Raw genomic sequence first — 12,638 nt, 5'->3', positions numbered from 1 at the left:
ACTGAAACATAATTTTAAATTAAAACCCAATTTTTCGGGTTATATCATCATAAACTTTTTTTACCTTTTTGGGTGGATCAAATCGGTAACCAACTGCTAATTTTAAATCAGAAAATGAGTCGTTTAATTGACTTTTATCTTCTTCTTGAAAAAAGCTCGTGCTGTTTATTCCTAAATAGGTAAAAAACGAATTAGTATTGTAACCCAATTTAATATTTGTTGATATTTCATACAATGGCGTTACGTCTTTACCTGAAACACTTATTCCTGCACCAACTAGCAAACCTGCCGAAACCAAAAATTTTTGACCAATCACCCAATTATAATGATAAGATGGAGCCAGCGAAAATGTGTACATATCAATATGCAAATGTTCGCTTGTTTCTTTTGATGTTAAATTGGTATAATAAACCGAAAAGTTTGGCACAAAACTCCCGGCACTTTTTAGTTGCCACTGATTTTGATTGAAAATGGTTTTGTATGAAAATTTATCGTTGAATACATACGAGGTAGTTCCACCAATTTTTGTAGAGCGAAAACGAGGCATGTAAAACCTTTCAAAATCTTTATAATCTACAAAAAAACCTTTCTGATTGATGAATGTTAACGATTGATACCATTTTTTGTAATTGAATCGAAAGCCTAAATTAAAATTATTCGATTCTAATTTTGACCCATCGTTTTTCATGAAATTTGGTGTATATCCAAACGAAACGTCAATCATTTTATAGGTTAAACCCGCAACCAATCGTTGCTGTGTATTAGGAATAAACTCGGCTTTGTAGGAATCTGCATCTTCAGCATAATTTATAAAAAAAGTATTGGAACTGTTTTGATAAGTGATACTCGCCACTACTTTTTCATCATACGAAACGGCATAAGTATTCAACGTATCATTCTGAGCAACAACACGTAATGAAAAAAGCAAAAAGAGACAAAACCAAATTAATTTATCCATTCTTTAGGATTTTCTAACACATTTATTAATTTTTCTTCTTCTGAACCTGGTTCTGGATGATAATCATAAATCCATTGAACATGCGGTGGTAAACTCATCAAAATACTTTCAATTCTTCCGTTTGTTTTTAGTCCGAATAACGTTCCTTTGTCATGTACCAAATTGAATTCTACATAACGACCACGACGGATTTCTTGCCAATTTCGTTGTGCTTCGGTGTAAGGTAAATCTTTTCTTCGTTCTACAATTGGAACATAACTTTCTAAAAAGCTGTTTCCGACTTCGGTAACAAAATTGTACCAATCTTCCATTGACATTGTTTCGTTTTCCACTAAATGATCAAAGAACAAACCACCAATTCCGCGAGCTTCGTTACGGTGTGCATTCCAAAAATATTCGTCGCACGTTTTCTTGTATTTTGGGTAAAACTCCGGATTGTGCTTATCGCAAGCGGTTTTACAAATTTGATGAAAATGTGTGGCATCTTCTTCAAACAAATAATAAGGTGTTAAATCTTGTCCGCCGCCAAACCAACTGTTAATTACATTTCCGGCATTGTCATACATTTCAAAATAACGCCAATTGGCATGCACCGTAGGCACCATCGGGTTTTTGGGATGAATGACCAAACTCAATCCGCAGGCAAAAAAATCGGCTTCGCCCACGTTGAACATCTTTTGCATACTTTCTGGCAATTTTCCGTGAACGGCTGAAATATTTACGCCGCCTTTTTCAAAAACGTTGCCATTTTCAATCACACGGGTTTGTCCGCCGCCGCCTTCTGGGCGTTCCCAAATATCCTCGCGGAATTTAGCTACACCGTCAACTTCCTCTAATTTAGAAGTGATGGTATTTTGTAATTGTTGAATGTAATTATAAAATTTTTCTTTCATATTTTTTTGTTTTTACAAGTTTATTAAATGTTTGCAGGAAATTCCTACAACTTTCCCATCTTATTCATAATCTCAAAGGAAAACATTTTACTTTCGTCTTGAATGAATTGATACAAATGTTTAGCTCGTTCTTTAATTGCTTGATTGGGTTGATGGCTATCTAAAGCTACCAGAATATCAGCTAACTTTTCCATTTGTTCCCAAGGGAATTGCAAATCGACCAACTGTTGAAAAAACAAGTTTTCTTCTTGTTCCAACACATCATATTTTGATAAACCAGCTTCTTCTATCGTTGTCCAAAAAACATCTTCTTTCCAATTTTCAGGCATAAATGTAATTCCCGAGAGTTTTTCCAAAATGGAATTTAAACGTTGTTGTATTTCGTCTTTTTTACTTGTGAGCATATATTTTGTTTAAGGTTTAATGTTCAAAGTTGATGAAGTTTTTTAAATACGTCACTTCGAGTAGATTTTTGAAAAAAATCATATCGAGAAGTTCTCGATACACTTCGTTACTCGAACTGACGAATCTATTGACCACTTGTACTCCTAAAACCTTGTAGGAGTGTATTCCTTAACCGCTTCAATAAACGCTTTGGCGTGGTCAACAGGAATGTTAGGTAAAATTCCGTGCCCGAGATTTACGATATATTTGTCTTTTCCGAATTCATCAATCATTTCATTTACCATTTTTTTAATAGTCGGAATTGGCGAAAGCAATCTCGATGGATCAAAATTTCCTTGTAGGGTAATATTTCCTCCTGATAAATAACGAGCATTTCGAGCCGAGCACGTCCAATCAACACCTAAAGCAGATGCTTTTGATTTTGCCATATCGTTTAAAGCAAACCAACATCCTTTTCCGAAAACGATTACTTCGGTTTCATCTGCCAATGCTTCCACAATCTGATTGATGTATTTCCACGAAAATTCCTGATAATCAACCGGAGAAAGCATTCCGCCCCACGAATCAAAGATTTGAACGGCATTTACACCTGCTTTTACCTTTTCTTTTAAATATAAAATAGTGGTATCGGTAATTTTCTGCAATAAAGCGTGCGCTGCTTCTGGTTGTGAGAAACAGAAGCCTTTGGCTTTATCAAATGCTTTAGAACCTTTTCCTTCCACGGCATAACAGAAGATCGTCCACGGAGAACCGGCAAAACCAATCAGTGGAACTTCATCGTTCAGCATTTCTTTGGTTACTTTAATGGCATCCATAACATAACCCAACGTTTCCTCGATATTTGGAACGATAACCTGCTCAACATCAGCCGCCGAACGAATAGGATTTGGCAACCAAGGTCCTACGTTTTCTTTCATTTCTACTTCGATGTTCATCGCTTGTGGAACAACTAAAATATCCGAAAATAAGATCGCGGCATCGGGTTTTACAATTCTGATAGGCTGCACCGTGATTTCAGCAGCAATTTCGGGCATTCTGCAACGGGTAAAGAAATCGTATTTGTCACGTAACGCTCTAAATTCAGGCAAGTATCTTCCTGCCTGACGCATCATCCAAACTGGCGGACGCTCTACGGTTTCGCCTTTTAAAGCTCTTAGAAATAAATCGTTTTTTATCATTTTTTTATTTAGCTTTAGGCTTTAAGCTCTATGCTTCAAGCCAAATTGTTTGTGTTAATTTTGCTTATGGCGTTCTGCCTAAAGCTTATTGCTATAGTAATTGATACATTGAATAATTACATTTTCTACCGTTTGTTGATTAGCAATTACAATGTTTTTTGTGATGTCTTTCAACGCATCGGCGGTGGTTGTGCCGATACAAAAACACATTTGATGGGTAATTGTATTTTGTTTTAAATAACTTTTAATACCCGACGGACTAAAAAACAGAATACCATCGGTTTTTGCTTCAATTTTAACGGAAGATTCTTCGTTTTGATAGACTAAATATTCATCAAAATCAATGTTGGTTTGGTTCATAGCATCAGGTAAAACATTTCTACTTAAATTTCCCGCAAAAAAAGCGATATGCTCTTTAGAAAAATCTTTCTGAATAATTGGTGCTAATCGCTGTGCGTATTCTTCCATTGCCAAAACACGAAAACCATTTTTCTCTAAAAGTTGCTTGGTTTTTATTCCTACACAAATAGCCGAAATTTCTTTTAAATCATCGACTTTTTCATTGTTTAATACACTTTGTACAGCATTTTGTGAAGTGAACAACAACAAAGTTGGTGTGTTTTTTAATTGAAATGGGAGTATGGAAATTTTAATAAAATCTGCCTCAACAATAGAAAAACCGGCATTCAATAGAAAATTCTTTTGATTGCTTTTGAGTTTTTTTGTTGATAATATGCAGATTTTGGATTTCATTTTATTTGCGTTTTTTTGTCAAACTGTTCCGATAGCTATCGGAATTGTTTCAGCTTCTCATTCATTATCTATTCAGATAAATTTATAAGATTCCGAAACAAGTTCGGAATGACAAACAAAAAACATTACTTCTTTAATTGTTCTTTTAATTCCTTCATCAAAGTTTCGCCACCATTTTCCAAAATTTCTTTAGCGGCGAAGAAACCTAACTTTTTCCATTCGTCAATCGGAACATCTTTTTGAATTTCAAACTTTTGTTTTCCATCTAACGAAAGTAAAATTCCTTTGAAATGAATGGTATCGTCGTGTTCGTTGTATTGAGCAATAGCACCGATTGGTGCTGTACAACCGCCTTCTAAAGTTCGTAAAAACTGTCGTTCTATATAGGTTGTAATTTCTGTTTCTATATCATTGATTTGGCATAAAATATCCAACAATTCAGCATCATCTGTTCTGGAAACTACCACGATTGCTCCTTGTGCCGGTGCGGGAATCATCCAGTCCAATTCGGTATAATCCTGTGGCAACAGATTGATGCGTTCCAATCCGGCTGAGGCGAAAATCGCTCCGTTCCAGTCGCTTTCGGCTAATTTTCTCAATCTTGAATTGACATTTCCACGCAAATCATCTACTTCGTGATTGCCAAATTTGTGCAACCATTGGGCTTTTCTGCGTAGCGAACTGGTTGCTATCTTATAAGGTGCGTTTTTTTCGGGTAGCAAACCTTTATGAACCAAAATGTCTTTTGTGTTTCCTCGTTGAAGCACAGCAGATTGCGTGATTCCCTGCGGTAAGGCTGTAGGTACGTCTTTCATCGAGTGAACCGCCACATCAATCTCGTCTTTGAGTAGGGCGACGTCCAGCGTTTTGGTAAAAACACCGGTTATGCCCAATTCATATAAAGGTTTGTCGAGAATAATATCTCCGGTAGATTTGACCGGAACCAAAGTCACGTTGTGTCCGAGATTTGTCAGTAATTTTTCAACGGTTTGGGCTTGCCACATGGCGAGTTCACTATCGCGTGTGCCGATGCGAATAGGTTTGTTCATTATTCGGTTATTTGTAGTTGAAATACCTGCGAAATCAATGCCATACTTTCGTCCACGTCGGTGGTTTCGTCTTTGAGATGATTCGCAAAATGGGTGGTTATTTTTTGAATGAGTCTGTTGGAAATAATTTCGGCTTGCTGCTCGTCAAAATCAGGAATTTTCTTTCTCTGATAATTCAGTTCATTTTCCTTGATTTCCTGTAATTTGTTTTTCAGAGCCAGAATTGCAGGGGCAAATTTTCGTTCTTCAACCCAATGGATAAATTCCGATTTCAGCTCATCAATGATTTCGAGTGCTTGCGGAACATATTTTTTTCTGTTTTCCAGCGTATCATCGGTCATTTGAGATAAAATATCCAGGTCAATTACCTGAAATTCAGGCTGATTTTTAACAGATTCGTGTACATTTTTCGGAATAGACAAATCCAGAATAGTCATCGGGTGGTTTTTCGGTAAATTATCTAAAGTGATAGTCGGATTGTTCGCTCCGGTTGCTACAAACAAAATGTCGGTTTGTGCCAGTTCCTGCACCAGATTATCATGGTGTTTCACTTCGATTTGTAACTTTTGAGCAATTTCTTCCGCCTTTTCCAACGTTCGGTTAATAACGGTCAGATGGTTTTCCGGAACGTGTTTAACCAGATTTTCACAGGTGTTCCGACCGATTTTCCCGGTGCCATACAGTAAAATATTTTTCTCGCTGATATTTTTGACGTTATTCAGGATATAATGAACCGAGGCAAAAGCTACAGAAGTCGCTCCGGTACTGATTTCGGTTTCGTTTTTGATGCGTTTACTCGCTTTGATAACTGCATTAACCAAACGTTCGAGGTAATTATCAATAAGATTTTTTGATTTGGAAAGCCTGAACGATTTTTTGAGCTGACCGATGATTTCAAAATCGCCCAAAATCTGGCTGTCCATACCGGTTCCGACCATAAAAAGATGAGCAACAGCATCGTTATTTTTGTGCACGTAACCCACTTGTTGAAAATCATCAACAGTGCCGTTGCTGTACTGACACAAAAGTGAAATCAACACAAACGGGTGTTCGGCAAAACCGTATATTTCGGTGCGGTTACAAGTCGATATAACCATCATGGAACCAGATTGTTGTCGCTGTGCGTCGTTGAGCAAATTATCTATCCTGTTTTCGGACAAACTGAATTTACTCCGCATTGAAGTATCGGCTTTTTTGTAACTGATTCCTATAACGTAAAATGTCATATTTTTGTTGGCATTAAATAAATAATCTGGATTTACTTTATCCAAAAACAAGACAAAGCTACTATTTCCTGTAAATAAAAAATAACGCTGTAGGGACTAATAATAACGCTTTGTATTTTTTAGTCCAAAAATAGAAGATATTAATCCGAAAAAGCTTACTTTTGTTGGATATAAGCGAGTTTAAGGGTTTGTAATTTAGAATAATTTTAAATAGCAAAAACCAATATGCTTTTCCGGAAAACTTAAAAAAATGTCGTTATGAGTGCCAATGATTTTTATGCTGTTGATGAAGGTATATTTTGTTTGAAAATCAAAAATGATACTGATGAAAAACAAACGATTATACGCAATCATTCTTTAGGATTTATTCAGTTTCACTTTTTGCTGAAAGGCAAGGCTTTGTTTCTTTTTAATGAAGGAAATTACAAAATGCCTTTAGAAGAAAATTTCGGACTGACGCTGTATAACCCGAAAGATGCGTTGCCAGTGCATTTGCAGCTTGAACCGCATTCTTGGCTGGTTTCTGTGATTATTTCCGTCCAGCGGTTTCACGGATTGTTTTCGGACGAAGCCAATCTGATTTCATTTATCAATACCGACAAAAAGCATTATGCCAAAGACGAAATTACCGCTTCAATGATGGTGGTGCTTCATCAGATTTTGCAATTTAATTTGCATCAATCGGTACAAAAATTGTTCTATAAAGCCAAAATATACGAGCTTTTCAGTTTGTTGCTCAACACCAGCGACGACGTTTTGTTGGACAAATGTCCGTTCATTAATGACGATGACCAGGTGCAAAAAATCAAACAGGCAAAAGATATTATCGTGCATCAAATGACCGAACCGCCGACTTTGCAGGAATTGGCAGACCGGGTTGGGATTAACGTTAAAAAACTCAAAGAGGGGTTTAAACAAGTGTATGGCGATACGGTGTATGGCTTTTTGTTTGAATATAAAATGGACATTGCCAAAAAACTACTCGACACAGGTACATACAATGTGAATGAAGTCGGCAACAGAGTAGGGTACAGCACTGCAAGTCATTTTATATCAGCATTTAAGAAGAAATATGGTACCACGCCGAAAAAATATTTGATGTCAGTAACAGGGTAGATTATTCGAGTAATTTATTCAAGCCTTCTTTTTCAAACAAAATTCGTCCCACTTTGATGTCAGACCAGCCTTTTTTTAGTTGATAAGTGAAAGTCGGATTGTTGTTAATTAACTTGCAATCAATATAATAGTTAGCCGTTTGCTCGTTGGTGACGTTTTTTAATTCCTGAATGTGTGTGGAAATAAAGAAAAACGAATTGTCAAATTTGCTTAATCCGTTGATAGTTGTTTTACAAATTTCAAAACCGTCTTCGACATTGGTACCGTTAAAAAGTTCATCAAAGACCGCAAAACATCGTTTGCCCGAAGATGCCTGTTCAATCACATTTTTGAGATGTAAAACTTCGGTCATAAAATGACTGTAACCATTCATGATGTTGTCGCGCCGATTTATTTCTATGGAAAAATAATCACAAAACGGAATTTCACCCGTCGTTGCCGGAATTCCGATTCCCAAATGAGCAAAATACACACAGAGTGCTACTGCTTTCAGAAAAGTCGATTTTCCTGACATATTCGGACCATTCATTACGATTACACGACGGTTGGTTTCAAAATTATTTTTTACAGGATTAGTCAGCAACGGGTGGTAAAAATCGGATAATTTAATGGAGTTGTCAGTAAATTTCGGAAATGAAAAATCATTATTCAGTATGCTGAAATGAATAGAAAGATAGGCTTCAAACAGAAAAAAATCTTCCCAAAAAGTTTGAATTAATTCCTCTTTTTGAAGGTTGGCGACTTTTTTCGTTAGTTCGATAATGTGTTTGTCTTGTAATCTTTTTTCACGGATAATATATTCATATTTATACAGTTCAAAAAGAGATAAAAAATGTAAAATACGCTGAATGCTCGAACTGTATTCTTTAGGAAAAGATTCTAAATTTAACCTTGTGAAATATCTCGATTCTAACCGGAAAAAGAATAAAATAAGCTGATTGAATTTGCTGAGGTATTTTGTTTTCTCTTGTCGGGACGCGAATAGTTTGTACCGCCATTTCTTTTGAGATAAATCTTCGATTTTTTCGTTATTGAGAAAGAAATAAACCTCATTCACGAACAAAACAGTATAGGAATAATCTTTCAGGATTTTATGGTTTTCGGCAAATCCTTTCAGTATGTTTTGGCGTTGGGTAATTTCTCCTACCGAAGATAACGGATTAGATAAAATATCCAGAATTTTTTTCTTTGCAAACGCATTCAGCGAATGGTCAAACAAAGGCAAAATTTCTTTTTCGATATTCAGGTCTTTCAGATTATTCATGCTACATAAGTTTCATCATCAAAACATCTTCGATAAGCAATTTATCGTCGTTGCTCTGATGCATTTGTTTGAAAGACTTTTTTCAGCCTTTTCTGGAAACAGATATTGATTATAGGAATTTCCATATAAAAATTTTATAATCACAAAGTAATTACTTTTTTAAGAAAGAAAAGCATTTTAACGCCTTTATGTTGGGATACTTTTTTCACGGGTAATATAATTGGTGTAGATACTTTGTGCTAAAAAACCAAAAACGAGTTCAAAAGAATCAGTTAGCCGAATTCTTTGTATATTTGTTTGATAAGTAATGAAAACGCATAATAATCATGAATAAAAAATCAGTAGCATTGGCGATTTTGCTGGGGGCAATGACTTTTACTTCTTGCTCAGACAAAAAAAACGCCCAAATCGATGACAATATGAAAGCAGTAGTGGATAGCTTAAAATCTGTAGAATTTCAGACAGAGAAATTTGCTGATATCCAGGTAATTAATTATGAAGTGCCAGGCTGGGACAAACTAACCCTGAAAGAGAAAAAATTAGTATATTATCTATCCGAAGCAGGCTATGCAGGTCGGGATATTTTCTGGGACCAAAACTATAAACACAACCTTAAAATCAGGGCGGCACTGGAAAATATTTACCAGAAATATGACGGCGACAAAACCACCGAAGACTGGAAAAACTTCGAAATATACCTGAAAAGAGTGTGGTTTTCAAACGGCATACATCATCATTATTCCAACGATAAAATCAAGCCGGATTTCTCTCAGACTTATCTGGAAGAACTTTTAGCAGCCACTAAAACCAGCTTGGACGGAACAATTGTGGAAATTTTGTTTAACGATGTTGATGCGAAAAAAGTGAATCTCGATGAATCTAAAGGATTGGTACAGGGGTCTGCGGTAAATTTTTATGGCAAAAATATTACGGCAAAAGATGTGGAGGATTTTTATTCCGCCAAGCAAAATCCAAACCCGGATAAACCATTGTCCTGGGGTTTGAACAGTAAACTGATTCGTAATGCCAATGGACAAATCGAGGAAAAAGTGTGGAAAAGTGGCGGAATGTATGGTGCAGCTATCGACAAAGTGATTTATTGGCTGGAAAAAGCAGTTGAGGTAGCAGAAAATGGAGCTCAGGCTGATGCACTCAAGCTGTTGATTGACTATTACAAAACTGGAGACTTGGAAAAATGGGACGAATACAACATTGCCTGGGTAAACGCTACAGAAGGAAATATTGATTATATCAATGGTTTTATCGAGGTGTATAACGACCCGCTGGGGCATAAAGCAACTTTTGAAAGTACGGTGCAAATCAAAGATTTTGATATGTCTGCCAAAATGGAAGTAGTGTCTGAAAATGCCCAATGGTTTGAAGACCATTCGCCGTTGATGGACAAGCACAAAAAAGAAAATGTGGTCGGGATTTCCTATAAAACCGTAGTGGTAGCGTCTGAAGCAGGCGATTGTTCACCATCGACACCAATCGGTATCAATCTGCCTAATGCAGACTGGATTCGTGCTGAACATGGTTCAAAATCAGTTTCGTTGGGGAATATTATTGAAGCATACAACAAAACCGGGGGAAGCGAAAAACTGAAAGAATTTGCTTTTGATGACGAGGAAGTACAGCTTACTGAAAAATATGGCGAAATTGCCGATAAGTTGCACACGGCTTTGCATGAAGTGATAGGACATGCATCCGGAAAACTTAATCCGGGTGTGGGAACACCGAAAGAAACGTTGAAAAGTTATGCTTCAACTTTGGAGGAAGGACGTGCCGATTTGGTGGCTTTGTATTTCTTGTATAATGAAAAAATACAGACTTTAGGCTTGGTTGACGATTGGAAAAGTATGGCAAAAGCCGCTTATAATGATTATATCCGAAATGGCTTGATGACCCAGTTGGTGCGTATTGAACCGGGAAATGACATCGAGGAGGCACACATGCGAAACAGACAATGGGTAAGTGCGTGGGCGTTTGAAAAAGGTCAGGACGAAAAAGTGATTGAAAAGATTAAGAAAGACGGAAAAACCTATTTCAAAATTAATGATTATGACAAGCTACATGAGATTTTCGGGGAGTTGCTCAGAGAAGTGCAACGTATTAAATCCGAAGGGGATTATGAAGCAGGAAAATTGTTGGTGGAAAATTACGGGGTAAAAGTTGACCAGGAATTACATAGAGAAGTATTAGAAAGAAATAAGAAATTCGATACACCACCATACAGAGGATTTGTGAATCCGGTGCTTTATCCGATGACTGACAAAGACGGAAATATTGTGGATATCGTGGTTACCTATCCGCAGACTTTTGCAGAACAAATGCTGTATTATTCTAAGAATTACAGTTTTCTGCCTTTGGAAAATTAAATTGAAATAAAAACCGGTTAATGCCGGTTTTTTTATTGGTTTGTGAATGCACTTATAAACTGCCTAAAATTCGAAAACTCGGGTTTTTACTCTTTCAGAATGATAAACGATTCACTATGTCTAAAAACAGGTCTTTAGATTATCTTTATTAAGAAAAAATTAATACAAGAACTTATTTTTCCCCATTAGCAATGGTTAATTTTGTCCGTTAAGTAAAATAAGAATATGTTTGGTGAGCATATTCTTAAACAAAACCAATAATTTATGAACAAATATATACAGCAATTAGGGCTTGTTTCCGCTTTATTCGCCATGGTCGGGTGTGCAGAAAAGCAACAAGCATCGGCTCCGCCTGCCCCTCAGTTGGAAGTGGTTGAGGTAGCGACAAGAACGGTAACCGGTTATCAGGATTTTCCGGCAAATATTCAAGGGAAAATCAACAATGATGTCCGGGCAAAAATTCAGGGTTATGTACAGAAAGTGTATGTCGATGAAGGACAGAAAGTAAAAAAAGGACAGCCTTTGTTTCAGTTAGAGGCAAACACTTTTGCTGAAACTGCCAACGCTGCAAGGTCAGGAATTGCTGTTGCTGAGTCGAATGTAAACGTCGCTCAGGTAGAGGTAGATAAGCTAAAACCATTGGTAGAAAAAGGAATCATCAGCAGTATTCAACTGGAAACTGCCAAAGCGAATCTGGCTTCAGCGAAAAGCGGACTGGCACAGGCGAAGGCCAATTATCAGAATGCCAATGCCAACCTGGATTATGCTATTGTACGCAGCCCGATTGACGGAGTTGTTGGTAGGATAGCATTCAGAGAAGGGAGTTTGGTTGGACCTTCAGACCAGACACCACTTACTAACGTGGCAGACATAAGCATGGTTTATGCTTATTTCACGATGAATGAAAAACAATATATTCAGTTTCTTAATCAGCTGGACGGTAAAAGTTTGTCTGAAAAAATAAAGAATATTCCATCAGTAAAACTTCGTTTGGCTGACGGTTCTGTTTATCCGCACGAAGGAAAAGTAGAAACCATCAGCGGACAGATAGACCCGGCTACCGGAACAGTTCAGTTTAGAGCTTCTTTCCCGAATCCGGACAATATGCTGAGCAACGGAAACAGTGGTTTGGTCATGTTGCCAAGAGTTTATGACAATGCCGTTGCTGTTCCGTCAGTTGCCACATTTGAACAACAAGGGAAGTTTTTGGTGTATAAAGTGGTTAATGATACCGTGGTTTCCACAATCGTTGATATTCAGGACAGGATAAACAACACAGCGATAGTGAATCAGGGTATAGAACCCGGTGAGCAGGTAGTGATTACCGGCTTGGGGACGCTGAGAAACAGAACAGCTATTCAGCCTAAAAAAGTCGATTTCGATTCGGTAGTACAATCTATTAATCCGGTATTTTAAAG

General features: G+C 37.0%; 11 protein-coding genes. 3 read left to right on the top strand and 8 right to left on the bottom strand.

Features of this window, described 5'->3' with window-relative positions; all coding sequences use genetic code 11:
* Window positions 1–19: 19 nt before the first annotated feature.
* From CDL10_RS08715 to hemA, 7 genes are all read right to left on the bottom strand, one after another.
* Window positions 20–958, bottom strand: coding sequence for a DUF4421 family protein (locus tag CDL10_RS08715; protein WP_100678173.1), 939 nt, complete (start codon window positions 956–958; stop codon window positions 20–22).
* Window positions 946–1,851: an oxygen-dependent coproporphyrinogen oxidase gene (gene hemF / locus CDL10_RS08710; RefSeq protein ID WP_100678172.1), complete on the bottom strand. Its 906-nt coding sequence runs from the start codon at window positions 1,849–1,851 to the stop codon at window positions 946–948. The genes CDL10_RS08715 and hemF overlap by 13 nt, the downstream gene beginning before the upstream one ends.
* Window positions 1,852–1,895: 44 nt before the next feature.
* Window positions 1,896–2,255 (bottom strand): hypothetical protein, encoded by a 360-nt coding sequence (locus tag CDL10_RS08705; RefSeq protein WP_100678171.1) that lies wholly within the window; start codon window positions 2,253–2,255, stop codon window positions 1,896–1,898.
* A 144-nt stretch (window positions 2,256–2,399) separates the two neighbouring features.
* Entirely contained in the window at window positions 2,400–3,434 is a 1,035-nt protein-coding gene (gene hemE, locus CDL10_RS08700) for a uroporphyrinogen decarboxylase (RefSeq protein WP_100678170.1), read from the bottom strand.
* Window positions 3,435–3,512: 78 nt separating this feature from the next.
* The gene (locus CDL10_RS08695; protein WP_100678169.1) at window positions 3,513–4,187 is read right to left on the bottom strand and encodes a uroporphyrinogen-III synthase; all 675 of its coding nucleotides are present in this window, start codon (window positions 4,185–4,187) and stop codon (window positions 3,513–3,515) included.
* Between the two features lie 125 nt (window positions 4,188–4,312).
* Window positions 4,313–5,236 carry a hydroxymethylbilane synthase gene (gene hemC / locus CDL10_RS08690; RefSeq protein WP_100678168.1) on the bottom strand — a complete coding sequence of 308 codons (924 nt, stop codon included), beginning with the start codon at window positions 5,234–5,236 and terminating at the stop codon, window positions 4,313–4,315.
* Window positions 5,236–6,462: a glutamyl-tRNA reductase gene (gene hemA / locus CDL10_RS08685; RefSeq protein WP_100678700.1), complete on the bottom strand. Its 1,227-nt coding sequence runs from the start codon at window positions 6,460–6,462 to the stop codon at window positions 5,236–5,238. The genes hemC and hemA overlap by 1 nt, the downstream gene beginning before the upstream one ends.
* A gap of 258 nt (window positions 6,463–6,720) precedes the next feature.
* On the opposite strand from hemA, the gene CDL10_RS08680 reads away from it, so the two are divergent.
* Window positions 6,721–7,578, top strand: a complete 858-nt coding sequence (locus tag CDL10_RS08680) for a helix-turn-helix transcriptional regulator (RefSeq protein WP_100678167.1) — start codon at window positions 6,721–6,723, stop codon at window positions 7,576–7,578.
* 1 nt (window position 7,579) lies between these two features.
* On the opposite strand, the gene CDL10_RS08675 is transcribed toward CDL10_RS08680, so the two are convergent.
* Window positions 7,580–8,842 carry a MutS-related protein gene (locus CDL10_RS08675; protein ID WP_100678166.1) on the bottom strand — a complete coding sequence of 421 codons (1,263 nt, stop codon included), beginning with the start codon at window positions 8,840–8,842 and terminating at the stop codon, window positions 7,580–7,582.
* A gap of 326 nt (window positions 8,843–9,168) precedes the next feature.
* On the opposite strand from CDL10_RS08675, the gene CDL10_RS08670 reads away from it, so the two are divergent.
* Window positions 9,169–11,220: a dipeptidyl-peptidase 3 family protein gene (locus CDL10_RS08670; RefSeq protein ID WP_100678165.1), complete on the top strand. Its 2,052-nt coding sequence runs from the start codon at window positions 9,169–9,171 to the stop codon at window positions 11,218–11,220.
* Between the two features lie 264 nt (window positions 11,221–11,484).
* Window positions 11,485–12,636 carry an efflux RND transporter periplasmic adaptor subunit gene (locus tag CDL10_RS08665; RefSeq protein ID WP_100678164.1) on the top strand — a complete coding sequence of 384 codons (1,152 nt, stop codon included), beginning with the start codon at window positions 11,485–11,487 and terminating at the stop codon, window positions 12,634–12,636.
* Window positions 12,637–12,638 lie beyond the last annotated feature (2 nt).

It is taken from the genome of Avrilella dinanensis, from assembly GCF_002807015.1.
Lineage (GTDB): Bacteria > Bacteroidota > Bacteroidia > Flavobacteriales > Flavobacteriaceae > Flavobacterium > Flavobacterium dinanensis.
The sequence above is the reverse complement of the archived record's forward strand: the minus strand, read 5'-3'. Positions and strand labels throughout refer to the sequence as shown.